The organism is Pseudomonas sp. PDM25 (assembly GCF_019219045.1).
GTDB lineage: Bacteria > Pseudomonadota > Gammaproteobacteria > Pseudomonadales > Pseudomonadaceae > Aquipseudomonas.
Genome location: NZ_JAHUWL010000004.1, coordinates 375,000 through 399,466, shown reverse-complemented (window position 1 = coordinate 399,466; position 24,467 = coordinate 375,000). Strand labels below are relative to the sequence as shown.

At 60.3% G+C, this 24,467-nt stretch carries 31 protein-coding genes; 19 read left to right on the top strand and 12 right to left on the bottom strand.

The annotated features are described in order from the left end of the window. Window positions 1-2: 2 nt before the first annotated feature. Entirely contained in the window at window positions 3-368 is a 366-nt protein-coding gene (gene pilH, locus KW848_RS10030; RefSeq protein WP_008068134.1) for a twitching motility response regulator PilH, read from the bottom strand. A gap of 57 nt (window positions 369-425) precedes the next feature. Beyond that, complete coding sequence (gene pilG, locus KW848_RS10025; RefSeq protein ID WP_008152601.1) at window positions 426-830, bottom strand: twitching motility response regulator PilG; 405 nt, start codon at window positions 828-830, stop codon at window positions 426-428. Between the two features lie 234 nt (window positions 831-1,064). Here pilG and gshB point away from each other — a divergent pair, with 234 nt between their 5' ends. From gshB to KW848_RS09990, 7 genes are all read left to right on the top strand, one after another. Further along, entirely contained in the window at window positions 1,065-2,018 is a 954-nt protein-coding gene (gene gshB, locus KW848_RS10020) for a glutathione synthase (protein WP_056738965.1), read from the top strand. Between the two features lie 77 nt (window positions 2,019-2,095). Continuing rightward, entirely contained in the window at window positions 2,096-2,995 is a 900-nt protein-coding gene (locus KW848_RS10015; protein WP_111448459.1) for an energy transducer TonB, read from the top strand. A 181-nt stretch (window positions 2,996-3,176) separates the two neighbouring features. Beyond that, on the top strand, window positions 3,177-3,749 hold the full coding sequence (locus KW848_RS10010) for a YqgE/AlgH family protein (RefSeq protein WP_218536700.1): 573 nt from the start codon (window positions 3,177-3,179) through the stop codon (window positions 3,747-3,749). Next, entirely contained in the window at window positions 3,749-4,186 is a 438-nt protein-coding gene (gene ruvX, locus KW848_RS10005; protein WP_005792259.1) for a Holliday junction resolvase RuvX, read from the top strand. Before KW848_RS10010 ends, ruvX begins: the two co-directional genes overlap by 1 nt. Window positions 4,187-4,270: 84 nt before the next feature. Beyond that, window positions 4,271-4,774 (top strand): bifunctional pyr operon transcriptional regulator/uracil phosphoribosyltransferase PyrR, encoded by a 504-nt coding sequence (pyrR, locus tag KW848_RS10000; RefSeq protein ID WP_008152613.1) that lies wholly within the window; start codon window positions 4,271-4,273, stop codon window positions 4,772-4,774. Window positions 4,775-4,801: 27 nt separating this feature from the next. Continuing rightward, window positions 4,802-5,806, top strand: a complete 1,005-nt coding sequence (locus tag KW848_RS09995; protein WP_007897943.1) for an aspartate carbamoyltransferase catalytic subunit — start codon at window positions 4,802-4,804, stop codon at window positions 5,804-5,806. Then, window positions 5,803-7,074 carry a dihydroorotase gene (locus KW848_RS09990; RefSeq protein WP_008152614.1) on the top strand — a complete coding sequence of 424 codons (1,272 nt, stop codon included), beginning with the start codon at window positions 5,803-5,805 and terminating at the stop codon, window positions 7,072-7,074. The genes KW848_RS09995 and KW848_RS09990 overlap by 4 nt, the downstream gene beginning before the upstream one ends. Before the next feature lie 116 nt (window positions 7,075-7,190). On the opposite strand, the gene KW848_RS09985 is transcribed toward KW848_RS09990, so the two are convergent. Further along, the gene (locus KW848_RS09985) at window positions 7,191-7,622 is read right to left on the bottom strand and encodes a TM2 domain-containing protein (RefSeq protein WP_218536699.1); all 432 of its coding nucleotides are present in this window, start codon (window positions 7,620-7,622) and stop codon (window positions 7,191-7,193) included. 250 nt (window positions 7,623-7,872) lie between these two features. On the opposite strand from KW848_RS09985, the gene KW848_RS09980 reads away from it, so the two are divergent. Then, a complete protein-coding gene (locus KW848_RS09980) occupies window positions 7,873-8,490 on the top strand; it encodes a C40 family peptidase (protein WP_111448455.1) in 618 nt (205 codons plus the stop codon). A gap of 126 nt (window positions 8,491-8,616) precedes the next feature. Here KW848_RS09980 and KW848_RS09975 read toward each other — a convergent pair whose 3' ends face one another. Further along, window positions 8,617-9,651, bottom strand: a complete 1,035-nt coding sequence (locus tag KW848_RS09975) for a type IV pilus twitching motility protein PilT (RefSeq protein ID WP_218536698.1) — start codon at window positions 9,649-9,651, stop codon at window positions 8,617-8,619. Window positions 9,652-9,846: 195 nt separating this feature from the next. Between KW848_RS09975 and KW848_RS09970 the strand changes: the two genes are divergently transcribed. The 10 genes from KW848_RS09970 (at window position 9,847) to KW848_RS09925 (ending at window position 16,838) form a co-directional block, all read left to right on the top strand. Next, on the top strand, window positions 9,847-10,533 hold the full coding sequence (locus KW848_RS09970; protein WP_218536697.1) for a YggS family pyridoxal phosphate-dependent enzyme: 687 nt from the start codon (window positions 9,847-9,849) through the stop codon (window positions 10,531-10,533). Between the two features lie 33 nt (window positions 10,534-10,566). Then, window positions 10,567-11,385, top strand: coding sequence for a pyrroline-5-carboxylate reductase (gene proC / locus KW848_RS09965; RefSeq protein ID WP_218536696.1), 819 nt, complete (start codon window positions 10,567-10,569; stop codon window positions 11,383-11,385). Between the two features lie 10 nt (window positions 11,386-11,395). After that, complete coding sequence (locus KW848_RS09960) at window positions 11,396-11,986, top strand: YggT family protein (RefSeq protein ID WP_046045226.1); 591 nt, start codon at window positions 11,396-11,398, stop codon at window positions 11,984-11,986. Between the two features lie 4 nt (window positions 11,987-11,990). Then, window positions 11,991-12,278, top strand: coding sequence for a DUF167 domain-containing protein (locus tag KW848_RS09955; protein ID WP_111448451.1), 288 nt, complete (start codon window positions 11,991-11,993; stop codon window positions 12,276-12,278). A gap of 190 nt (window positions 12,279-12,468) precedes the next feature. Next, entirely contained in the window at window positions 12,469-13,608 is a 1,140-nt protein-coding gene (locus KW848_RS09950) for a homoserine O-acetyltransferase (RefSeq protein WP_074871658.1), read from the top strand. Window positions 13,609-13,615: 7 nt separating this feature from the next. Beyond that, window positions 13,616-14,236 carry a methionine biosynthesis protein MetW gene (gene metW, locus KW848_RS09945; RefSeq protein ID WP_218536695.1) on the top strand — a complete coding sequence of 207 codons (621 nt, stop codon included), beginning with the start codon at window positions 13,616-13,618 and terminating at the stop codon, window positions 14,234-14,236. Between the two features lie 26 nt (window positions 14,237-14,262). Continuing rightward, window positions 14,263-14,697, top strand: coding sequence for a DUF4426 domain-containing protein (locus tag KW848_RS09940; protein ID WP_111448450.1), 435 nt, complete (start codon window positions 14,263-14,265; stop codon window positions 14,695-14,697). Beyond that, on the top strand, window positions 14,694-15,290 hold the full coding sequence (gene rdgB / locus KW848_RS09935; RefSeq protein ID WP_008152637.1) for an RdgB/HAM1 family non-canonical purine NTP pyrophosphatase: 597 nt from the start codon (window positions 14,694-14,696) through the stop codon (window positions 15,288-15,290). Before KW848_RS09940 ends, rdgB begins: the two co-directional genes overlap by 4 nt. After that, window positions 15,287-16,492: a radical SAM family heme chaperone HemW gene (hemW, locus tag KW848_RS09930; RefSeq protein WP_256365090.1), complete on the top strand. Its 1,206-nt coding sequence runs from the start codon at window positions 15,287-15,289 to the stop codon at window positions 16,490-16,492. The genes rdgB and hemW overlap by 4 nt, the downstream gene beginning before the upstream one ends. A 22-nt stretch (window positions 16,493-16,514) precedes the next feature. Beyond that, window positions 16,515-16,838 (top strand): DUF3392 domain-containing protein, encoded by a 324-nt coding sequence (locus KW848_RS09925; protein WP_218536694.1) that lies wholly within the window; start codon window positions 16,515-16,517, stop codon window positions 16,836-16,838. Window positions 16,839-16,968: 130 nt separating this feature from the next. Here KW848_RS09925 and trmB read toward each other — a convergent pair whose 3' ends face one another. The 4 genes from trmB to KW848_RS09905 all read right to left on the bottom strand — a co-directional run bounded on the left by trmB (window position 16,969) and on the right by KW848_RS09905 (window position 19,221). Next, window positions 16,969-17,694, bottom strand: coding sequence for a tRNA (guanosine(46)-N7)-methyltransferase TrmB (trmB, locus tag KW848_RS09920; RefSeq protein ID WP_111448446.1), 726 nt, complete (start codon window positions 17,692-17,694; stop codon window positions 16,969-16,971). 9 nt (window positions 17,695-17,703) lie between these two features. Beyond that, the gene (locus KW848_RS09915) at window positions 17,704-18,498 is read right to left on the bottom strand and encodes a thiazole synthase (protein ID WP_008068101.1); all 795 of its coding nucleotides are present in this window, start codon (window positions 18,496-18,498) and stop codon (window positions 17,704-17,706) included. A gap of 60 nt (window positions 18,499-18,558) precedes the next feature. After that, window positions 18,559-18,759: a sulfur carrier protein ThiS gene (gene thiS, locus KW848_RS09910; protein WP_008026157.1), complete on the bottom strand. Its 201-nt coding sequence runs from the start codon at window positions 18,757-18,759 to the stop codon at window positions 18,559-18,561. Window positions 18,760-18,849: 90 nt separating this feature from the next. Beyond that, window positions 18,850-19,221 (bottom strand): DUF423 domain-containing protein, encoded by a 372-nt coding sequence (locus KW848_RS09905; protein ID WP_192409123.1) that lies wholly within the window; start codon window positions 19,219-19,221, stop codon window positions 18,850-18,852. A 74-nt stretch (window positions 19,222-19,295) separates the two neighbouring features. Between KW848_RS09905 and mtgA the strand changes: the two genes are divergently transcribed. Then, complete coding sequence (mtgA, locus tag KW848_RS09900) at window positions 19,296-20,018, top strand: monofunctional biosynthetic peptidoglycan transglycosylase (RefSeq protein WP_218536693.1); 723 nt, start codon at window positions 19,296-19,298, stop codon at window positions 20,016-20,018. Window positions 20,019-20,223: 205 nt separating this feature from the next. Here the strand turns inward: mtgA and rpoH are convergent, their stop codons facing one another. The 4 genes from rpoH to ftsY all read right to left on the bottom strand — a co-directional run bounded on the left by rpoH (window position 20,224) and on the right by ftsY (window position 24,393). Next, window positions 20,224-21,078, bottom strand: coding sequence for an RNA polymerase sigma factor RpoH (gene rpoH / locus KW848_RS09895; RefSeq protein ID WP_007897890.1), 855 nt, complete (start codon window positions 21,076-21,078; stop codon window positions 20,224-20,226). A gap of 113 nt (window positions 21,079-21,191) precedes the next feature. After that, window positions 21,192-22,214: a permease-like cell division protein FtsX gene (gene ftsX / locus KW848_RS09890; RefSeq protein WP_218536692.1), complete on the bottom strand. Its 1,023-nt coding sequence runs from the start codon at window positions 22,212-22,214 to the stop codon at window positions 21,192-21,194. Further along, window positions 22,211-22,882, bottom strand: coding sequence for a cell division ATP-binding protein FtsE (gene ftsE / locus KW848_RS09885; protein WP_056738938.1), 672 nt, complete (start codon window positions 22,880-22,882; stop codon window positions 22,211-22,213). The genes ftsX and ftsE overlap by 4 nt, the downstream gene beginning before the upstream one ends. Further along, on the bottom strand, window positions 22,879-24,393 hold the full coding sequence (gene ftsY / locus KW848_RS09880) for a signal recognition particle-docking protein FtsY (protein ID WP_218536691.1): 1,515 nt from the start codon (window positions 24,391-24,393) through the stop codon (window positions 22,879-22,881). The genes ftsE and ftsY overlap by 4 nt, the downstream gene beginning before the upstream one ends. Window positions 24,394-24,467 lie beyond the last annotated feature (74 nt).

Genomic DNA, 24,467 nt, shown 5'->3' with positions numbered 1-24,467 from the left:
GATCAACCGGCCAGCACGTTGTTCAGGGTCTTGATCAGGGTCTCTTCGTCGACCGGTTTGGTCAGGTAGTCCTTGGCGCCCTGGCGCGTGCCCCAGACCTTGTCGGTTTCCTGATCCTTGGTGGTGATGATGATCACTGGAATGTGCCCGGTTTCCGGGTCTTTGGTCAGCTGACGGGTCGCCTGGAAACCGTTGAGGCCAGGCATGACGATGTCCATCAGAACGGCGTCGGGTTTTTCCTGACGGGCCAGGGCCACGCCGTCGGCGCCGTTTTCGGCTTTCAACACTTCATGACCGTGCTTTTCCAGCATGCCGGTCAGTTTGTACATTTCGGTCGGCGAATCATCGACGATCAGAATACGTGCCATGGTTTTCCCCATTCTTGTCGACGCCGGGCCCGCTGGCCGAGCGTCACTGTGCGTGTCCTACTGCGGCAAAACGGCGGCGAAGCCCGGAACATGGGCCTGGATCGCGTTCAGCAATTCTTCCTTGCTGAAAGGCTTGGTCAAAAACTGGTCGGAGCCGACGATGCGCCCCTTGGCCTTGTCGAACAACCCGTCCTTGGACGACAGCATAATCACTGGCGTGGACTTGAACGCACTGTTGTTCTTGATTAAAGCGCAGGTCTGATAACCATCCAGACGCGGCATCATGATGTCTACAAAGATGATGCCGGGGTGATTGTCGGCAATCTTGGCCAGGGCATCGAAACCATCGATGGCGGTGATCACTTCACACCCCACGTTCTTCAACAGCGTTTCGGCGGTGCGGCGAATCGTCTTCGAATCGTCGATCACCATGACCTTCAAGGCGCTGGAATGCTGTTCCATAAATGCTCTGCCGTCGCCTTTGCGAATCAAATTGTCCATTTCCGATAACCGGAGGCTCGAAACCCTTGATGTTTAAGGGCCGGAACGATATGGCAGCCTTTTTAGCACAGTCTCCAAATGCAATCTATCGGGGGACCGGCGCGGTGGTTTTTCCTTGACCGGGAACACACTGAGCGCCAATCTGACGCCACTTTTTCGTGTCCAATCGGACCACCCAAATTCGAGGAAAAACCCATGAGCGTTCGCGTCGGGATTGTCATGGATCCTATTGCCAGCATTTCCTATAAAAAGGATAGCTCGCTGGCCATGTTGCTGGCCGCACAGAAGCGCGGCTGGGAACTGTTCTATATGGAACAGGGCGATTTGTACCAGGCCGAAGGCGAAGCGCGGGCGCGGATGCGTCCGTTGAAAGTCTTCGCCAACCCGGAAAAATGGTTCGAGCTCGAAGCCGAGACCGACGCGCTGCTGAGCGATCTGGACGTGATCCTGATGCGCAAGGATCCGCCGTTCGACATGGAATTCGTCTACTCCACTTACCTGCTGGAGCAAGCCGAACGCGCTGGCGTGCTGGTGGTCAACAAGCCGCAAAGCCTGCGCGACTGCAACGAGAAACTGTTCGCCACGCTGTTCCCGCAGTGCACGCCGCCGACCATCGTCAGCCGTCGCCCGGATGTACTGCGTGAATTCGCCGACCATCACGGCGACGTGATCCTCAAGCCGCTGGACGGTATGGGCGGTTCTTCGATCTTCCGTCACACCGCCGGCCACCCGAACCTGTCGGTGATCCTCGAAACCCTGACCCTGCATGGCAAACAGCAGATCATGATCCAGGGTTACCTGCCGGCGATCATCGATGGCGACAAGCGCATCCTGATGATCGACGGCGAGCCGGTGGATTACTGTCTGGCGCGGATTCCGGCCGCTGGCGAAACCCGTGGCAACCTCGCCGCCGGGGGCCGTGGGGAAGCCCGACCGCTGACCGAGAAAGATCGCTGGATCGCCGCCCAAGTCGGCCCGACCCTGCGTGAGAAGGGCCTGCTGTTCGTCGGTCTCGACGTAATCGGCGAGCATCTGACGGAGATCAACGTCACCAGCCCGACCTGCATTCGCGAGATTGATAACGCGTTCGGCACCGACATCGGCGGCCTGTTGATGGATGCCATCGATCAGAAGCTCAAGGCCCGTTGATATAGAACAGCCAAGAAACGACCAACATTGCGTTATCATCCGCGGCCTGTGAAAAACGCGATGTTGGTTTTTTTGTCATGACGCTCCCGTCCGATCTACCTGCTGAACTCGCCCATCGTGGCGTGCGCCCGGCTGATCGCCTCGGTTTTACCCTGTTTCTCGCGGCGCTGATTCACCTGGCCTTGCTGTTGGGCGTCGGTTTTACGATGGTCGAACCCCAGCAAATCAGCAAAACCCTGGAAATCACCCTCGCCACCTTCAAAAGCGAAAAGAAGCCTGAGAAAGCCGATTTCCTCGCTCAAGAGAATCAGGAAGGCAGCGGCACCCTGGATAAAAAGGCAATTCCCAAGACCACCGAGGTCGCGCCTTTCCAGGACAACAAGGTGCAGAAAGTCACGCCACCGCCGGCGGCCAAGCCTGAAGTGAAGGAAGCCGCACCGAAGGCAGCCGTGACGACCGTCGCGCCCAAGCCGAAAAAGGCCCCGGCCAAAACCGAAGAACCCAAACCCGTCACCAAACCCGCCGTCGCCGCGCCGACGTTTGACAGTGAACAGCTGTCCACCGACATCGCCAGCCTGGAAGCGGAACTGGCTAACGAACAACAGCTGTATGCCAAGCGCCCGCGCATCCACCGCCTGAGCGCCGCGTCGACCATGCGCGACAAAGGCGCCTGGTATAAGGACGAGTGGCGCAAGAAGGTCGAGCGCATCGGCAACCTGAATTACCCCGACGAAGCGCGACGCAAGCAGATCTACGGCAATTTGCGCCTGATGGTGTCGATCAACCGCGACGGCTCGCTCTTTGAAGTGCTGGTGCTGGAGTCGTCCGGGCAACCGCTGCTGGATCAGGCGGCACAGCGCATCGTGCGGCTGGCGGCGCCGTTTTCACCGTTTACCGGGGATTTGTCGGACATCGATCGCCTGGAAATCATCCGGACCTGGAAGTTTGCCCGCGGGGACAGACTCTCCAGCAACTGACACCCCACAAATCCCCTGTGGGAGTGGGCTTGCTCGCGAAGGCGGTCAATCATTCAACATTGATGTCGACTGACACACCGCCTTCGCGAGCAAGCCCGCTCCCACATTTGGTCTGTGCCGACTGCCAAATTGCGCCATCCTCGGCTTGTCAGTTTGCGCCACCAACGCCACACTAGCGCTCATGAAGAACGTCAGCCCCAGCTACCTCAAGCATCAGTTCCTGATCGCCATGCCTCACATGGTCGACCCGAACTTTGCGCACACCTTGACCTACATCGTCGAGCACACGGCCAATGGTGCCATGGGCCTGGTGGTCAATCGTCCGCAAGACCTCAACCTGGCCGATATCCTCGAGCAACTGCGCCCCGACATCGAACCGCCGGTGCTCTGCCAGCATGTGCCGATCTTCATCGGCGGCCCGGTGCAGACCGATCGCGGTTTTGTCCTGCACCCCTCGGGGCAGAGTTATCAGGCCACCGTCGAGCTCGATGAGAAACTGGCCCTGTCGACCTCCCAGGACGTGCTGTTCGCCATCGCCGACGGCGTCGGTCCGGCGAAAAGCCTGATTGCCCTCGGGTACGCTGGCTGGGAAGCCGGGCAGCTGGAAGCCGAACTGGCCCAGAACGCCTGGCTGACCTGCCCGTTCGATGCCGAAATTTTGTTCAACACCAGCAGCGAACTGCGCCTGGAAGCAGCGGCCAAGCACCTGGGCGTCAATCTCAGCCTGCTGACCAGCCAGGCGGGACACGCCTGATGGCCCTGCGCCTGATTTTGGGTTTCGACTACGGCACCAAACAGATCGGCGTTGCGGTCGGCCAGGTGATTACCGGCCAGGCCCGCGAGCTGTGCACCTTGAAGGCACAAAACGGTATTCCCGACTGGAATCAGGTCGAAGCCCTGATTAAAGAGTGGAAACCCGATGCCGTGGTGGTTGGCCTGCCCTTGAACATGGACGGCACGCCGAGCGACATGTGCCTGCGCGCCGAGAAATTCGCCCGCCGTCTCAACGGCCGCTACAACCTGCCCTTCTATACCCACGATGAACGCCTGACCACCTTCGAAGCCAAGGGTGAACGGCGTGATCGTGGCGGACAAAAGGGCAGCTACCGCGACAACCCGGTGGACGCCATCGCCGCTGCCCTGCTGCTGCAAGGCTGGCTCGACGAAAACACCGCATTGTTCGAATCCTGAAGAGCCGCAACACGCGTCTCTACTTAGCGACAACCCGAGCCACCTCTCCAGCAGAACCCGGCTCGGGCCCAAGAAGGAGCAACCATGAGCCTGCCCAATCCCGCCGAACTGATCAGCCAGATGGCGACCCGTCTCAAGGCGCACCTGGAACACCGTGGTATCAGCGAGCCGCGCTACATCGGTATTCGTACCGGTGGTGTCTGGGTCGCCCAGGCGTTGCTCGATGAACTGGGCAGCGACTCGCCCCTCGGCACCCTGGACGTCTCCTTCTACCGCGACGACTTCAGTCAGAACGGCCTGCACCCACAAGTGCGCCCGTCCGCCCTGCCGTTCGAGATCGAAGGCCAACACCTGGTGCTGATCGATGACGTGCTGATGAGCGGCCGGACCATCCGCGCCGCCCTCAATGAGCTGTTCGACTACGGCCGCCCGGCCAGCGTGACATTGGTGTGCCTGCTGGACCTGGACGCCGGCGAGCTGCCGATCCGCCCGAACGTGGTCGGCGCGACCCTGTCGCTGGCCGCCCACGAACGGGTGAAACTGTCCGGCCCGGAACTCAAGCTCGAACTGCAAGACCTCGCCCTTTAATTCGCCCTATTGAGAGTCCCCCTCGCGATGACGCCTCTAGAAACCAAGCGCCCGCTGCAGCTCAATGATCAGGGCCAGCTGCGCCACTTCCTCTCGCTCGACGGTTTGCGCCGCGAGCTGCTGACGGAAATCCTCGACACCGCCGACTCGTTCCTCGAAGTCGGCGCCCGGGCGGTGAAGAAAGTCCCGTTGCTGCGCGGCAAGACCGTGTGCAACGTGTTCTTCGAGAACTCCACCCGCACCCGCACCACTTTCGAACTGGCGGCCCAGCGGCTGTCGGCGGACGTGATCACCCTGAACGTGTCCACCTCGTCGGCGAGCAAGGGCGAAACCCTGCTCGACACCCTGCGCAACCTGGAAGCCATGGCCGCCGACATGTTCGTCGTGCGCCACGGTGATTCCGGCGCGGCGCACTTCATCGCCGAACACGTGTGCCCACAAGTGGCGATCATCAACGGCGGCGACGGCCGTCACGCCCACCCGACCCAAGGCATGCTCGACATGCTCACCATCCGTCGGCACAAGGGCGGTTTCGAAAATCTCTCGGTGGCTATCGTCGGCGACATCCTGCACTCGCGGGTGGCGCGCTCGAACATGCTGGCGCTGAAAACCCTCGGTTGCCCGGACATCCGCGTGATCGCGCCGAAAACCCTGCTACCGATCGGCATCGAGCAATACGGCGTGAAGGTTTACACCGACATGACAGAAGGCCTGAAAGACGTCGACGTGGTGATCATGCTGCGCCTGCAGCGTGAACGCATGACTGGCGGCCTGCTGCCGAGCGAAGGTGAGTTCTACCGCCTGTTCGGCCTGACCACCGCGCGCCTGGCCGGAGCCAAACCGGATTGCATCGTCATGCACCCGGGGCCGATCAACCGTGGGGTTGAAATTGAGTCGGCGGTGGCCGACGGCCCGCACTCGGTGATCCTCAACCAGGTCACCTACGGCATCGCAATTCGTATGGCCGTGCTGTCCATGGCCATGAGCGGGCAAACAGCCCAGCGCCAATTCGAGCAGGAGAACGCCCAGTGAAGCTCAGCATTCTCGGCGCACGCGTCATCGATCCGGCCAGCGGCCTGGATCAAGTTACCGATATCCATATTGAAGCCTGCAAGATCATTGCCCTTGGCGCCGCACCCGCCGGTTTTGTCGCCGTCGATACCCTCGACGCCAAAGGCCTGGTCGCCGCCCCTGGGCTGGTTGACCTGAATGTCGCCCTGCGCGAGCCGGGCTACAGCCGTAAAGGCTCAATCGTCAGCGAAACCCGCGCCGCTGCGGCCGGTGGCGTCACCAGCCTGTGCTGTCCGCCGAAAACCAAACCGGTGCTGGACACCTCGGCCGTGGCCGAACTGATCCTCGACCGCGCCCGCGAGGCCGGCAACACCAAGGTGTTCCCGATCGGCGCCCTGAGCAAAGGCCTGGACGGCGAACAGTTGGCCGAGCTGGTCGCCTTGCGCGATGCCGGTTGCGTGGCCTTCGGCAACGGCCTGGACAGCTTTCGCAACACCCGCACGCTGTGCCGGGCGCTGGAATACGCCGCGACATTCGACCTGACGGTGATTTTCAACTCTCAGGACCATGACTTGGCCGAAGGTGGCCTGGCCCACGAAGGCCCGACCGCCAGCTTCCTCGGTTTGCCGGGCATTCCCGAAACCGCTGAAACCGTGGCGCTGGCCCGGGACTTGCTGCTGGTCGAGCAAAGTGGCGTGCGCGCGCACTTCAGCCAGCTCACCAGCGCCCGTGGCGTGGCCTTGATCGCTCAGGCCCAGGCTCGCGGCCTGCCGGTGACGGCCGATGTCGCCCTGTATCAGCTGATCCTGACCGACGAAGCGCTGATCGACTTCAGCAGCCTCTATCACGTCCAGCCGCCGCTGCGCACCCGCGCCGACCGCGATGGCCTGCGTGAAGCGGTGAAATCCGGTGTCGTCTCGGCGATCTCCAGTCATCACCAACCCCACGAGCGGGACGCCAAACTGGCGCCGTTCGGGGCCACCGAGCCGGGCATCAGCAGCGTTGAACTGCTGCTGCCGTTGGCGATGACGCTGGTGGAGGATGGTTTGCTGGACCTGCCAACGCTGCTGGCGCGCTTGAGCACCGGACCTGCCGAGGCATTGCGCCTGCCGGCGGGCAAACTGGCGGTAGGTGGACCAGCGGACATCGTGCTGTTCGACCCGGCGGCTTCGACCGTGGCCGGCGAAACCTGGCTGTCCAAAGGTGAAAACTGCCCGTTCATTGGCCACAGCCTGCCGGGCGTGGTGCGTTACACCTTGGTGGATGGACGCATCAGCCACCAGGCGTAAGACCGCGTCGCCTGCATTCGCGAGCAAGCCCGCTCCCACATTTGACCGAGTTCCCCCAGAGGAATGCGGTCAAATGTGGGGGCGGCGGTGCGACGATTCGACTTGCTCGCGAAGGCTTACTGAAAAGCGCCTCTATTCTGCGCATTGCGAATCGACACCTGGTCGTTCAGCGTCCAGAAGTCATACAGAACCCCCAGAAAGAAAAACCCGCCCGTCACCAGGTACAGCAATCCGCTGATCCACTTCCCCTGATACATGCGGTGTACGCCGAATACCCCAAGAAACGTCAGCAGAATCCACGCAACGTTGTACTCAATGGGCCCTGCGGTAAAACGCAGGTCCGCTTCACGATCCATGGCCGGGATCAGAAACACGTCAATCAGCCAACCGATACCCAACAAACCGAGGGTTAGGAACCAAATCGTCCCCGTTACCGGCTTGCCGTAATAGAAGCGGTGAGCGCCGGTAAAACCGAAAATCCACAGCAGGTAACCGATGACCTTGCTGTGCGTGTCTTGATGCGAAACGGGTTGTTGATAGGTGTTCATGAAGGACCTCGATTCACACGATAGATAAATATTCTTTAAATCTTTGTGACTTTTTTACAGGTGGCCGACATATGGCAAATGCTACCTTGTGTCCCGTCAAACCCTTGTAACACAAGCGTTGTGTCCGACAATCGCGTCTATTTTCCGCTTATTTGGTTCCGTTGACCCCAAGGTTGAATCGACCAACGGCCGCGGAAGGGCCAAAAAAGCTGTTATAAAGTTGCGCGCTAACTTATATGAGCCTTGCCTAATGCGTCCATTTTTCAAGACATGGCTAACCATTTGCCTTTTGATGCCACTGGCCGCCCACGCCACCAATCGTGAGCAACGTCTTCCTAACGTTAATGGTTACACCCCAAAATCCCATATTTCTGCTCCTTCGAGCAAAAACAAACAGACCGTAAAACGCGCTCCTCAACTGAGCAGCAACAGTGGCCTGGTTCCGCCGATGGCGACCAAGGAAAGCAGCAACGTGCTGAGCCGCGCCGTAAACGTCCTCGGTACTCCTTACCGTTGGGGCGGCAGCAGCCCAAGTAAAGGGTTCGACTGCAGTGGCCTGGTGAAATACGCGTTCAATGACGCCACGTTCGACCTGCCGCGCACTTCCAACGCCATGGCCAGCGGTCATGGGGAGAAAGTCGATCGCAAGGATCTGAAGCCTGGCGACCTGATTTTCTTCAACATCAAGAGCCGTCAGGTCAATCACGTCGCCATCTACCTGGGCAACGACCGCTTCATCCACGCACCACGTCGTGGCAAGTCGGTAACCATCGACACGCTGAAGAAACCCTATTGGGAAAGCCACTACGTGGTTGCCAAGCGGGTTATGCCAAAAGAGAAGAACACCTTACAGGTTGTTCAGCGCTGATTTGTGGCGAGGGGACTTGTCGGAACGCCGCACCGCCCCGTTGGACTGCGCAGCAGTCCCGATTTTGGGGTCGCTTCGCAACCCAACGGGGACAAGTCCCCTCGCCACAGGTCCGCTCTCAATCCCTCAAAAACCATCCGGCGTCCGCGCCTTCTCCCGCGCATGCTCGCGGCTGATCAAGCCCTTGCTCACCAGCTCCTTCAAGCACATATCCAGCGTCTGCATCCCCAGGTTGCCCCCGGTCTGAATCGACGAGTACATCTGCGCCACCTTGTCTTCACGGATCAGGTTACGGATCGCTGACGTGCCGAGCATGATTTCGTGGGCCGCGATCCGCCCGCCGCCGATTTTCTTGACCAGCGTCTGCGACACCACCGCCAGTAACGACTCGGACAGCATCGAACGAACCATCGATTTCTCGTCCCCCGGAAACACGTCCACCACCCGGTCGATGGTTTTCGCCGCCGATGTCGTATGCAGCGTGCCGAACACCAGATGACCGGTTTCGGCGGCGGTCAACGCCAGGCGAATGGTCTCGAGATCCCGCATCTCCCCCACCAGAATCACGTCCGGGTCCTCCCGCAGGGCCGAGCGCAGGGCCGTGGCGAAGCTGCGTGTATCGCGATGGACTTCACGCTGATTGATCAAACATTTGCGCGACTCGTGGACGAACTCGATCGGGTCTTCGATGGTGAGGATGTGTTGATGACGATGGCTGTTCAGGTGATCGATCATCGCCGCCAAAGTGGTGGATTTGCCGGAACCGGTGGGGCCGGTCACCAGCACCAGCCCCCGCGGCGCTTCGGTAATCTTGCGAAACACCTCCCCCATACCGAGGTCGTCCATGCTCAGGACCTTGGATGGAATGGTCCGGAATACCGCGCCAGCACCGCGATTGTGGTTGAACGCGTTAACCCGAAAACGTGCCACGCCGGGCACCTCAAAGGAGAAGTCGGTCTCCAGGTGTTTCTCGAAGTCCACCCGCTGCGTGTCGTTCATGATGTCGTAGATCAGCGCCTGCACCTGTTTGTGGTCCAGGGCTGGCAGGTTGATGCGCCTCACATCGCCGTCGACCCGAATCATCGGGGGCAGGCCGGCAGACAGATGCAAGTCGGATGCGCCCTGTTTCGCGCTGAAAGCCAGCAGCTCAGTGATATCCATAGCGTTCCTCAATTCCAGTAGAATGCCGCGAACCTTCAGCCGCCGGCGCCTAATCCTCGCCTGATAAAGTCGCCGAGCGATGATCAGGCAAGGCAAAAGTCGGCGAAGAAGCGGAGTTGACGTCAGTCAATGAGCATTCTGAGTCGACTTTTAACGCCGCATGATCGAGTGTAGGCACTTTTCAGGCAGGATTTGATGTCCACGATAGCAGACAACATTGCTCAGGTTAGTTCACGCATCCACGCTGCCGCCGTTGCCGCAAAGCGCGACGCAGACAGCGTCCAGCTGCTGGCCGTGAGCAAGACCAAGCCCGCCGAGGCCCTGCGCGAAGCGTATGCCGCAGGGCTGCGCGACTTTGGCGAGAACTACCTGCAGGAAGCCTTGAGCAAACAGCTCGAATTGGCCGACCTGCCCTTGATCTGGCACTTCATCGGCCCCATTCAATCGAACAAGACTCGCGCTATCGCCGAGCACTTCGCCTGGGTGCATTCCGTGGATCGTTTGAAAATCGCACAACGTCTGTCCGAACAACGTCCTGCCGAGTTGCCCCCACTGAACATCTGCATCCAGGTCAACGTCAGCGGTGAAGCCAGCAAGTCCGGCTGCACCCCGGCCGACCTGCCGGCCTTGGCCAATGCCATCAGCGAACTGCCGCGCATCAAGCTGCGCGGGTTGATGGCAATCCCCGAGCCGACTGAAGATCGCGCCGCTCAGGATGCGGCTTTTGCTGCCGTACAAAGCCTGCAAGCCAGCCTGACCCTGCCGCTCGACACACTTTCCATGGGCATGAGCCACGACCTTGAGTCGGCCATCGCCCAAGGCGCCACGTGGGTCCGTATTGGTACGGCCCTGTTTGGCGCCCGCGACTACGGCCAGCCATAACGTGGCTGACATACCTCTCTATAAGGACCTGACATGAGCAAGACTCGTATTGCCTTTATCGGTGCCGGCAACATGGCGGCCAGCCTGATCGGCGGCCTGCGCGCCAAAGGTCTGGACGCCGCGCAGATCCGCGCCAGCGATCCGGGCGCTGAAACCCGCGCTCGCGTGAACGCTGAACACGGTATCGAGGTGTTCGCCGACAACGCCGACGCCATCCAGGGCGCCGAAATCATCGTACTGGCGGTCAAGCCCCAAGCGATGAAAGCCGTCTGCGAAGCGCTTCGCCCAAGCCTCAAGCCCAATCAACTGGTGGTCTCGATTGCGGCCGGCATCACCTGCGCCAGCATGAACAACTGGCTCGGCGCCCAACCGATCGTGCGTTGCATGCCCAACACTCCGGCGCTGCTGCGTCAGGGTGTGAGCGGTTTGTTCGCCACGGCGCAAGTGAGTACCGAGCAACGCAAACAGGCGCAAGAACTGCTGTCCGCCGTTGGCATCGCCCTGTGGCTGGATGAAGAGCAGCAACTGGACGCGGTCACCGCCGTTTCCGGCTCGGGCCCTGCGTACTTCTTCCTGCTGATCGAAGCCATGACCGCCGCCGGCGTGAAGCTCGGCCTGCCAGCAGACATCGCTGCACAACTGACCCTGCAAACCGCTTTGGGCGCTGCTCATATGGCGGTGGCCAGTGACGTCGACGCTGCGGAACTGCGTCGCCGCGTGACGTCGCCTGCGGGCACGACGGAAGCGGCGATCAAGTCGTTCCAGGCCGGCGGCTTCGAAGCCCTGGTAGAAAAAGCACTTGGCGCCGCTGCGCACCGCTCGGCCGAGATGGCCGAACAATTGGGTCAATAAGGAGCCTTACATGATTGGATTGAACACTGCAGCGGTCTACGTGCTGCAAACCCTCGGCAGCCTGTACCTGCTGATCGTGCTGCTGCGCTTCGTACTGCAACTGGTACGCGCAAACTTCTACAACCCGCTCTGCCAGTTCGCCGTGAAAGCCACTCAGCCGCTGCTCAAGCCATTGCGTCGGATCATCCCGAGCATGTTCGGCCTGGACATGTCCTCGCTGGTGCTGGCGATCCTCGTGCAACTGGCGCTGATGGCCCTGACCCTGCTGCTGACGTACGGCACCATCGGTAACCCGCTGCAATTGCTGATCTGGTCGCTGATCGGCGTGACTGCGCTGTTCCTGAAGATCTTCTTCTTTGCCCTGATCATCAGCGTGATCCTGTCCTGGGTCGCACCGGGCAGCCATAACCCTGGCGCCGAACTGGTGAACCAGATTTGCGAGCCGGCCCTGGCGCCGTTCCGCAAGATCCTGCCGAACCTCGGCGGCCTGGATATCTCGCCGATCCTGGCGTTCATGGTACTCAAGCTGATTGACATGCTGGTGATCAACAACCTCGCCGCCATGACGATGATGCCGGAAATCCTGCGTCTGCTGATCTGACCCGATGAGCTACTTTCGCTGGGACGGTGACGACCTGATTCTGGAGTGTCACCTGCAACCGGCGGCCCGCAGCGATGATTTCTGCGGGCTGCATGGGGATCGATTGAAGATCCGCCTGACGGCGCCGCCGGTTGAAGGCAAGGCCAATGCGTATTTGATAGCGTTTCTGGCCAAGGCGTTTGGGGTGTCCAAGAGTCAGGTGAGCTTGATAAGCGGCGAGTTGAACCGGCAGAAGCGAGTGCGGATTTGCTCGCCGAAGAAGTTGCCGGATTTGCCTGGTTTGATGCGATAGAACCGATAAACCGAGGCGCGGCCTTCGCGAGCAAGCCCACTCCCACAGGGGAACGCATTCCAATGTGGGAGCGGGCTTGCTCGCGAATGGCGCACCTCGGTCTGACTGAATGAAATCAGGCCCGGCCTTTGCTTGCCGCTAGCCACACCGGTCTTTAGACTTACGCCTCATTTCAACGAGAGCAGGGTCGATGCCAGCTGCCTTTCCCCCCGATTCTGTTGGTCTGGTGACGCCGCAAGTGGCGCACTTCAGCGAACCCCTGGCCTTGGCCTGCGGCCGTTCGCTCCCAGCTTATGACCTGATCTACGAAACCTACGGCACGCTGAATGCCGCGGCGAGCAACGCCGTGCTGATCTGCCACGCCTTGTCCGGTCATCATCACGCTGCCGGCTTCCACAGCCCCGACGACCGCAAACCCGGTTGGTGGGACAGCTGCATCGGCCCCGGCAAGCCAATTGATACCAACAAATTCTTCGTGGTCAGCCTGAACAACCTCGGCGGTTGCAACGGCTCTACCGGCCCGAGCAGCGTCAATCCGGAAACCGGCAAGCCGTTCGGCGCTGACTTCCCGGTACTGACCGTGGAAGATTGGGTTCACAGCCAGGCGCGCCTGGCTGACCTGCTGGGCATCGGCCAATGGGCTGCCGTGATTGGCGGCAGTCTCGGTGGCATGCAGGCGATGCAATGGAGCATCACCTACCCCGATCGCATTCGCCACTGCCTGGCCATCGCCTCGGCCCCCAAGCTGTCGGCGCAGAACATCGCCTTCAACGAAGTGGCGCGCCAGGCGATCCTCACCGACCCCGAGTTCCACGGCGGTTCGTTCCAGGAAGCGGGCGTGATTCCCAAGCGTGGCTTGATGCTGGCGCGGATGGTCGGGCACATCACGTACCTGTCCGATGACTCGATGGGTGAGAAATTCGGTCGGGGCCTGAAGAGCGAAAAGCTCAACTACGACTTCCACAGCGTCGAATTCCAGGTCGAAAGCTACCTGCGTTATCAGGGCGAAGAGTTCTCCGGGCGTTTCGACGCCAACACGTACCTGCTGATGACCAAGGCGCTGGATTACTTCGATCCGGCGGCGAACTTCGACGATGACCTGGCGAAAACCTTCGCCAACGCCCAGGCCAAGTTCTGCGTGATGTCTTTCACCACCGACTGGCGCTTCTCCCCTGCCCGCTCGCGGGAGCTGGTGGACGCGCTGATGGCGGCCAAGAAAGACGTCTGCTACCTCGAGATCGACGCTCCGCAAGGCCACGATGCCTTCCTGATTCCGATCCCTCGATATTTGCAGGCATTCAGCAATTACATGAACCGCATTACGTTGTGAGAAAGCCATGAGAGCTGATCTGGAAATCATCCAGGAATGGATCCCCGTCGGCAGCCGCGTGCTCGACCTCGGTTGCGGCGATGGCGAATTGCTGACCTGGCTGCGCGACAACAAGCAAGTGACCGGCTATGGCCTGGAAAATGACCCGGACAACATCGCCGAGTGCGTGGCCAAGGGCATCAACGTGATTGAGCAGGACCTGGACAAAGGCCTGGGCAACTTTGCCAGCAACAGCTTCGACGTCGTGGTCATGACCCAGGCGCTGCAAGCCGTGCACTACCCGGACAAGATCCTCGACGAAATGCTGCGCGTCGGTCGCCAGTGCATCATCACCTTCCCCAACTTCGGTCACTGGCGCTGCCGCTGGTACCTGGCGAGCAAGGGCCGGATGCCGGTGTCCGACTTTCTGCCGTACACCTGGTACAACACGCCGAACATCCACTTTTGCACCTTCGAAGACTTTGAAGCGTTGTGTCGCGAACGTGAAGCCAGGGTCATTGATCGGCTTGCCGTGGATCAACAACACCGTCACGGGTGGGCCAGTAAGCTATGGCCTAATCTATTAGGTGAAATTGGTATTTACCGCGTCAGCAGCCCCGGGCTGCAAGACCACAAGGTCGCGGTCTGAATCGCGACACTTCGAGGAGAACGAACATGGGTCGTCTAGCGCTGTTTGTACTTACTGCCTGCCTGAGCGTCACCGCCATGGCCGCCGACGTCATCAAAGGCGAGCGCAAGGAAACCTTTGGCGATGTAACGGTGCACTACAACACCTTCAACTCCACCTTCCTGACACCGGACATCGCCAAAGCAGCCGGGCTGACACGCAGCAAGAACCAGGGTGTGATCAACGTCTCCGTGCTCAAGGACGGCAAACCACTGACCGCTGAAGTCAGCGGATCGGTGAAAGACCTGACCAGCCAGACCATACCGTTGAAGTTCAAACAGATCACCGAACAAGGCGCGATCTACTACATCGCCCAGTTCCCGGTCGATCAGCAGGAAGTCCGGACCTTCGACATCAAGGTGCAGAACGGCGATAAAATCAACACCATCAATTTCAACCAAGAGCTCTTTCCCGGCGAATGATCAACTTCACGCAACTCGTACTGGCCAGCCACAACGCCGGCAAACTCAAGGAACTTCAGGCCATGCTCGGCGAATCGGTGCAACTGCGCTCGATCGGCGAGTTCAGCAGCGTCGAGCCTGAAGAAACCGGCCTGTCGTTCGTCGAGAACGCCATCCTCAAGGCCCGCAATGCCGCGCGCATCTCCGGCCTGCCTGCACTGGCGGACGATTCGGGGTTGGCGGTGGATTTCCTCGGCGGTGCGCCGGGGATCTACTCGGCTCGTTACGCTGATGGCCAGGGCGATGCGGCGAACAACGCCAAACTGCTCGACGTGTTGAAAGACGTGCCGCAAGCCGAACGCGGTGCACAGTTCGTCTGCGTGCTGGCGCTGGTGCGTCACGCCGACGATCCGTTGCCGATTATCTGCGAAGGCTTGTGGCACGGACGCATCCTGCCAGCGGCCAGCGGCGAACACGGTTTTGGTTACGATCCGCTGTTCTGGGTGCCGGAGCGCGATTGCTCCAGCGCCGAACTGAGCCCGAGCGACAAGAACCTCATCAGCCACCGCGCCCGTGCAATGGATCTGCTGCGCCAGCGTCTGGGCCTGAAATGATCCATGACTCATCCGCGTCGCCGCTGATCTTCGGCGGTGCCGCCCAATCGCCTCGGGCCGCCCTCCCCGTGCTACCACCCCTGGCGTTGTACATCCACATCCCGTGGTGTGTGCGCAAATGCCCTTATTGCGACTTCAACTCCCACGCTGCCAGCCCGGTGCTGCCGGAAGAAGAGTATGTGGACGCGTTGCTCGCCGACCTCGATCAGGACCTGCATGCGGTCTATGGTCGTGAGCTGAGTTCGATCTTCTTTGGGGGCGGCACGCCGAGCCTGTTCAGCGCTGAAGCCTTGGGCCGTTTGCTCAAAGGCGTGGAACAGCGCATCCCCTTCGCCAGCGACATCGAAATCACCCTGGAAGCCAACCCCGGGACGTTCGAACAAGAGAAGTTCGTCGCCTACCGGGCCCTGGGCATCAATCGCCTGTCGATCGGCATCCAGAGTTTTCAGGAAGAGAAACTCAAGGCCCTGGGGCGGATTCACAACGGTGACGAAGCGGTACGTGCCGCCGGCATGGCCCGTCAGGCCGGGTTCGACAACTTCAATCTGGACCTGATGCACGGTTTGCCCGATCAGTCCCTGGACGACGCCCTGAGCGACCTGCGCCAGGCCATCGCCCTGAAGCCGACGCATTTGTCCTGGTATCAACTGACCCTGGAGCCGAACACGGTGTTCTGGAACCAGCCGCCAACGCTGCCGGAAGACGACACGCTGTGGGACATTCAGGAAGCCGGCCAGGCGTTACTGGCCGAGCACGGTTACGCGCAATACGAAGTCTCGGCGTATGCCCAGCCCGGCCGTCCGGCGCGGCATAACCTCAATTACTGGAGTTTCGGCGACTTCATCGGCATCGGTGCCGGGGCTCACGGCAAGCTCAGCCACCCGGACGGGCGCATCGTCCGTACCTGGAAGACCCGCTTGCCGAAGGACTACCTCAACCCGGCCAAAAGCTTCAAGGCTGGGGAGAAAGCCCTGACCAATGAGGAAATGCCGTTCGAATTCCTGATGAACGCCTTGCGCCTGACCGAGGGCGTTGAATCGCGACTGTATCCGGAACGCACCGGGATGAGCCTGGAAAGCCTCGCCGAAGGCCGCCAGGTCGCCGAACAAAGTGGCTTGTTGCAGGTCGAACCGTCACGTCTGGCGGCCACCGAGCGCGGACAACTCTTCCTCAATGACTTGCTGCAGACATTTCTGAGCTGATTTCAGCCTTAAGGGAAAACGAATGGATTTGATACTCGACCTGCTCGCCACCGCGTCCCGCTGGAGCCGTAGCAACCTGTCTGAAATCGCTCTGGCACTGGTGGGCTGTCTGCTGGTGTTGTTTGGCACCGATATCAAAGGCTGGGTCGACGCACGTCTGGGCAGCATTGCCGGCGCCTTGCGCGTCCCGCTGATGGCCCTGCTGTGCATGATCGGCAGCGGCGTCGCGCTTATTTACGCCACGCCATGGATCATCAAAGGCCTGAGCCAGTTCAACAACTACAGCCTGGCACCGGTGTTGTTGGTGGTGCTGGTGCTCATCGGTGTCGTCGCCGACCGCCGCTGATTTTTCGGCACACCCAAAACAACTGTAGGAGTGAGCCTGCTCGCGATAGCGGTCTGACAGTCACCTAAGAGGCTGAATGTCAGACCGCTATCGCGAGCAGGCTCACTCCTACATTTTTACGGCGTGATGCTTAGGACTGTTTTTCGAACTTCAAGTCCCACACGCCATGCCCAAGACGTTCGCCGCGGCGTTCGAACTTGGTGATCGGGCGCTCGGTCGGGCGCGGGACGCATTTGCCGTCTTCGGCCAGGTTGCGATAACCCGGCGCAACGTTCATCACTTCCAGCATGTACTCGGCGTACGGTTCCCAGTCGGTGGCCATGTGCAGCACACCTCCGACCTTCAACTTGCTGCGCACCAGTTCAGCGAACGACGCCTGAACGATACGGCGCTTGTGGTGGCGGCTCTTGTGCCATGGGTCCGGGAAAAACAGCATCAGGCGATCGAGGCTGTTGTCGGCCACGCAACGGTTGAGCACTTCGATCGCATCGCAATCGTAGACCCGCAGGTTGGTCAGGCCCTGAGTGAGCACGCCATTGAGCAGCGCGCCGACACCCGGACGGTGCACTTCCACGCCGATGAAATCCTGCTCTGGCGAGGCCGCGGCCATTTCCAGCAGCGAATGGCCCATGCCGAAACCGATTTCCAGCGAGCGCGGCGCCGAGCGACCAAACACTTGGTCGAAGTCCACCGGCGCGTCGGCCAGAGGCAGCACGAACAGCGGGGTGCCCTGTTCCAGACCGCGTTGCTGGCCTTCGGTCATGCGACCGGCGCGCATCACGAAACTCTTGATGCGGCGGTGTTGGCGCTCGTCGCCTTCTTCCGTCTGGATAGGCGTGTCGTTTGATTCAGTCATCAATGGCTCTTACTTGATCAGACCATCCAGCGGCGAAGAGGCGCTGGCATAGAGTTTTTTCGGCATGCGGCCGGCGAGGTAGGCCAAGCGACCTGCAACGATGGCGTGTTTCATGGCTTCAGCCATCATGATCGGCTGCTGGGCGTGGGCGATGGCCGAGTTCATCAGCACCGCTTCGCAACCCAGTTCCATGGCGATGGTGGCGTCGGAAGCAGTACCGACACCGGCGTCGACCAGCACAGGAATCTTGGCTTCTTCGAGGATGATCTGCAGGTTGTACGGGTTGCAGATCCCCAGGCCTGTACCGATCAGACCGGCCAGTGGCATCACCGCGATAACGCCGATTTCCGCCAGTTGACGGGCGATGATCGGGTCATCGCTGGTGTAAACCATCACGTCGAAGCCTTCCTTGACCAGCACTTCGGCGGCCTTGAGGGTTTCGATCACGTTGGGAAACAGGGTTTTCTGGTCCGCCAGCACTTCCAGCTTCACCAGGTTGTGACCACCGAGCAGCTCACGGGCCAGGCGGCAGGTGCGCACAGCCTCGGTAGCGTCGAAGCAACCGGCGGTGTTAGGCAGGAAGGTGTAGCGATCCGGCGACAGGACTTCGAGCAGGTTCGGTTCGCCCGGGTTCTGGCCGAGGTTGGTCCGGCGCACGGCGAAGGTGACGATCTCGGCACCCGAGGCTTCGATGGCCAGGCGGGTTTCTTCCATGTCGCGGTACTTGCCGGTGCCTACCAGCAAACGCGACTGGTAAGTACGACCGGCCAGGACGAAGGGCTTGTCGCTACGAACGATGCTCATGGGAAATCCTCTGTAGGGGTGAGGTTCTTGCAGAATTCTGTGCCCTTGCGGGCCGGACGACTAGCCGCCGCCGATGGCGTGTACGACTTCGACGCTGTCGCCGTCGTTCAGCGTGGTGTCGGCGTGCTGGCTGCGCGGGACGATATCCAGATTGAGCTCGACCGCCACCCGGCGTCCGGTCAGTTCCAGACGGGTCAGCAGGGCCGCAACGGTTTCACCGTCGGGCAGTTCAAGGGATTCGCCGTTCAACTGAATGCGCATGCCGAATGCCGCCATCATTTTTAGGGGCTGGCATTCTAGCCCGATCAGTCTTGGCGACCCAAGCCATTCGTCATGAAATGGACCACCCGGTCAGCTCAACCGCCAGGCGGCAATCCCCAGGCACAACCAGCCGACCAGAAATGCCAGCCCGCCGAAGGGGGTGATGATCCCGAGCTTGCTCACGCCGGTCATGGTCAACAGGTACAGACTGCCGGAAAACAGCAGGATGCCGACGACGAACGATGCACCCGCCCATGTGATCAGGCGACCGGGAATCTGCGTGGCCAGCAGCGCAACGCCCAGCAACGCCAAGGTGTGCACCAACTGATAGGTCACGCCGGTGTGGAAAATCGCCAGGTACTCGGGCGTCAGGCGGCTTTTCAAGCCGTGGGCGGCGAACGCGCCAAGGGCAACGCCGGTGAAGCCGAAAAAAGCGGCCAGCATCAGAAAGCCACGCAGCATGAAGAACTCCAGTCAGACTCGATCCACAGGGTCTGTATAATGGCCCGCTCAACGGGTTCGGCCAAGCCATCTCTATGCTGCGTTTATTTTTGCGACGATTCACGAAGGCACTGCTCTGGTTCGCGGGTGGCAGCGTATTGCTGGTGCTGATCTTTCGCGTGGTACCGCCACCGGGAACCACGTTGATGGTCGAGCGCAAGGTCGAATCCTGGTTCGACGGCGAGCCCATCGACCTGCAACGCACCTGGAAACCCTGGGATGAAATCTCCGATGACCTGAAAGTCGCGGTGATTGCCGGCGAAGATCAGAAATTCCCGGAACATTGGGGCTTTGACTTTGGCGCGATCCAGGCCGCACTGGCCCACAACGAACTCGGCGGAACGATTCGCGGCGCCAGCACCCTGAGTCAACAGGTCTCGAAGAATCTGTTTCTGTGGTCCGGCCGCAGCTGGCTGCGCAAAGGCCTGGAAGCCTGGTTTACCGGGCTGATCGAAGTGTTCTGGCCCAAGCAGCGAATTCTTGAGGTGTACCTCAACAGTGTCGAGTGGGATGACGGTGTGTTTGGCGCTGAAGCAGCAGCCAGGCATCACTTTGGCGTCGGCGCTCGTTCGCTGTCTCGCCAGCAGGCCAGCTTGCTGGCTGCGGTGCTGCCGAACCCGCGAGTGTGGAGTGCCAGTCATCCGACTAGCTACGTCGCACGGCGAGCGGGATGGATTCGACAGCAGATGAGTCAGCTCGGTGGCGACAGCTATCTGGTAGGGATCAATGATTCACGCCGCGCGCCTTGGTCCCAATAACACTGCAAATCCCCTGTGGGAGCGAGCCTGCTCGCGATAGCTATTGATCATTCAATATTTATAGCGACTGACCTGACGCCATCGCGAGCAGGTCGAATCGTCGCACCGTCGCTCCCACATTGGTTTATGGTGATTCAGGAAAAATGGGTACAAATAAAAACGCCCCGATCAATGATCGGGGCGTTTTTTTATGCCTGAGCTGCGGTTAGGCGGCGATCGACAACTTGAGTTTGTTCATCGCGCTCTTCTCGAGCTGACGAATACGCTCGGCCGACACGTTGTACTTCTGCGCCAGGTCATGCAGCGTGGCTTTTTCTTCCGCCAGCCAGCGCTGGTAGAGGATGTCACGGCTGCGGTCGTCCAGCACCTCAAGCGCTTCATGCAGGTTGTGGTTGGAGTTGTCGCTCCAGTCGGCATCTTCCAGCTGACGCGCCGGGTCGTACCGGTGGTCTTCCAGATAGTTGGCCGGCGATTGGAAAGCGCTGTCGTCGTCCGCTTCCGCGGCCGGGTCGAAGGCCATGTCATGGCCGGTCAGGCGACTTTCCATCTCACGCACTTCCCGAGGCTCTACACCGAGGCTTTCCGCCACACGGTGAACTTCCTCGTTGTTCAGCCACGCCAGACGCTTCTTCTGGCTGCGCAGGTTGAAGAACAGCTTGCGCTGGGCCTTGGTGGTCGCGACTTTCACGATCCGCCAGTTGCGCAGGATGAACTCGTGGATTTCCGCCTTGATCCAGTGCACTGCAAAGGACACCAGGCGTACACCCATTTCCGGGTTGAAGCGCTTCACCGCCTTCATCAGGCCGACGTTGCCTTCCTGGATCAGGTCAGCCTGAGCCAGACCGTAGCCGGAATAGCTACGGGCGATATGTACAACAAAACGCAGGTGGGCGAGCACCATCTGCCGAGCCGCCCCCAAATCCTGCTCATAATAGAGACTCTCGGCCAGTTCACGCTCCTGCTCCGGCGTCAGCAATGGAATGCTGTTCACCGTGTGCACATAGGCCTCCAGGTTCGCACCCGGGACCAGAGCATATGCAGGTTGCAAAGAATTGGTCATACGAAAAAACCTCCGACTTACATAACTCGTGCAGTTCAGCACTGCGAAAATTGACCGGAAACCAAAAGACAAGTTCCCATAAACGCTGAAAGGTCAATACGAGCAAAATGATACTACTTAGGCGCAAGCTCCCTCAGGTGGCGTGCGACTGCAATCCATGCACCGATATACCCCAACAGCACCGCGCCAAGCAAGAGAGACAGACCGTCGGCTACTGGCACTCCGGCCAGCGCAAAATCACTGCCGTACAGACCGGCCAGCCCAACCACCGCGTCGTTCAGCCAATCAAGGCCAAACGCCAATACGCCCCAGGAAAGAATCCCCGCACCGAAGCCATAAAGCGCACCCATGTACAGAAAGGGCCTGCGCACATAGCTGTCAGTGCCGCCGACGAGTTTAATCACTTCTATCTCTGTGCGGCGGTTTTCAATATGAAGACGAATGGTATTGCCTATCACCAAAAGTAATGCAGAAACCAGAAGCACGGTCAGACCGAAGACAAAACGGTCACCCAGCTTGAGAATGGCTGCCAGACGCTCGACCCAGACTAGATCAAGTTGCGCCTGTTGTACCTTGGGCAACTCGGAAAGTTTTTGTCGTAATGCTTCAAGGGCTGGCTTATCGACCTCATTCGGCGTCACCAAAACCACGCCCGGCAGCGGGTTTTCCGGCAGTTCCTTGAGCGCCTCGCCCAGACCGGATTGCTGCTGAAACTCTTCCAGCGCTTGATCGCGGCCGACATATTCAGCATCAGCTACGCCAGGCATCCCCTTGATCTGCTCGCGTAACGACTCGCCTTCAGCGGGGCTGGCCTCGATTTGCAGGTACAGGGAAATCTGCGCCGCACGCTGCCAGGAACCGCCGAGACGCTCGACGTTACTTAGCAAAAGTGACAGGCCCATCGGCAAACTCAGGGCCACCGCCATCACCATGCAGGTGAAGAAGCTACCGATGGGCTGCTTGCCCAAACGACGCAAGCTATCGAGCAGGCTGGCGCGATGACTCTCGACCCAGGCACGAAACAGCGTGGCGAAATCCGGGCCGTCATCATCGTCGCGTTTTTTCTTCTGCGGCTGCTGTTCGGCGGCCTTCGGGGCCACGCGCTCGGAAACCTTGGGGCTGCGTGTCGCACTCATACGCCGGCCTCCCCGTCACCGATCAATCGACCGCGCTGCAGGGTCAGCATGCGGTGGCGCATGCGGGCGATCAGTGCCAGGTCGTGACTGGCAATCAGCACGCTGGTGCCCAAACGGTTGATGTCTTCGAACACGCCCATGATTTCTGCCGCCAGACGTGGATCGAGGTTACCGGTCGGTTCGTCCGCCAGCAGCAAGGCCGGGCGGTGAACGATGGCGCGAGCGATGCCGACACGCTGTTGCTGACCGGTGGACAGGTCGCCAGGGTACAAGTCGGTCTTGTCCGACAGCGCCACGCGCTCGAGCGCCGAATCCACGCGCTTGGTGATCTCGGCCTTGGACAACCCAAGGATCTGCAAGGGCAGCGCGATGTTGTTGAACACCGTGCGATCGAACAACAGCTGGTGATTCTGGAACACCACGCCGATCTGCCGACGCAGGTAAGGAATCTGTGCGTTGCTGATGGTGCTCAGGTCTTGCCCGGCCAGCAGCAATTTGCCGGTGGTCGGACGCTCCATCGCCAGCAGCAGGCGCAACAAGGTGCTTTTACCGGCCCCAGAGTGGCCGGTCACAAACAAAAACTCGCCCCGACGGACTCGAAAGCTCAGCTCATGCAAGCCGACGTGGCCGTTCGGGTAGCGTTTACCGACCTGTTCGAAACGAATCATGAACGCTCCCGCTCGGCAAACAGTGCCTGGACAAAGGGTTCTGCTTCAAAAGTACGCAAATCATCGATGCCTTCACCGACGCCGATGTAGCGAATCGGCAAGCCAAACTGCTTGGCGAGGGCGAAAATCACCCCGCCTTTGGCGGTGCCATCGAGCTTGGTCAGCGCCAGGCCGGTCAGTTCGACGGTCTGGTTGAATTGTTTGGCCTGGCTGATCGCGTTCTGCCCCGTACCGGCATCAAGCACCAACAGCACCTCGTGAGGCGCGTCGGCGTCGAGTTTGCTGATGACCCGGCGAACCTTCTTCAGCTCTTCCATCAAATTGTCTTTGGTGTGCAGGCGACCGGCGGTGTCGGCGATCAATACGTCGATGCCACGGGCCTTGGCCGCTTGCACGGCATCGAAGATAACCGAAGCCGAGTCCGCGCCGGTGTGCTGGGCGATGACCGGGATCTTGTTGCGCTCGCCCCAGACCTGCAATTGTTCGACGGCGGCGGCGCGGAAGGTATCGCCGGCCGCGAGCATGACTTTCTTGCCTTCGAGCTGCAGCTTCTTCGCCAGTTTGCCGATGGTGGTGGTCTTGCCGGCACCGTTGACGCCGACGACCAGGATGACGAACGGCTTGGTCTGCGAGGTGATTTTCAGCGGTTGCTCGACAGGCTTGAGCATTGCCGCCAGTTCCGCTTGCAGGGATTTGTACAGCGCATCGGCATCGGCCAGTTCTTTGCGAGCGACCTTCTGGGTCAGGCGCTGAATGATCACCGAAGTCGCCTCGACGCCGACATCGGCGGTCAGCAGGCGGGTTTCGATGTCTTCGAGCAGCTCGTCATCGATGATCTTCTTGCCCAGGAACAGGCTGGCCATGCCTTCGCCGATGCTGGCGCTGGTCTTGGACAAGCCTTGTTTCAGGCGGGCGAAGAAACCGGCTTTGGTTTCTGCGGTACGCGCGGGCTCGGCAGGCGTTTCAACGGGAACGACAGGTGCGGCGGCAACAGGAGCTACGGGAGCGACGACCGGCGCAGGCGCCTGAGCAATCGGAGCAACGAATGCGGACACCACAGGCTCCGGAACAACAGGTTCAGGCTCGGCCACCACCACTGGCGCGACAACCGGCTCAACCACTGGCGCTTGAACGGGCTCAGGAACAAACGCAGTCGGCGCTGGAATCGGTGGCGTAACGTGCGGCGCCAGCTCATCTTCGACCAATGCCACCGGCTCTTCCGCCACTGGCAACGTCAGCCATGGCTCGGCAATGGGCGTGAGCGGCACCTGGGCCACGACTTCGGCGACGGCGTCGGGCTCAGGCTCGATAACCGGTTGCAACACCGGCTCGGCGATCGGCGGGACAATCGGCGCCGGCTCTTCTTCTATTACCGGCGCAGGCGTGGGCTCAGGAAGTGGCTGTGGCTGTTCGACGACGGGTTCCTGCGGCTTTTTGCGCAGCCATCCGAACAGGCTTTTCTTCTCACCAGCCGCAGCTGGGGCTTTCTTGTCGTCGTTGGAACCAAACATGGAGGACGGCTATCTCACGGTAGCGACGCGCCAAAGGGCGCCTCGGCAAATAAATATTCGATGCAGAACAGACT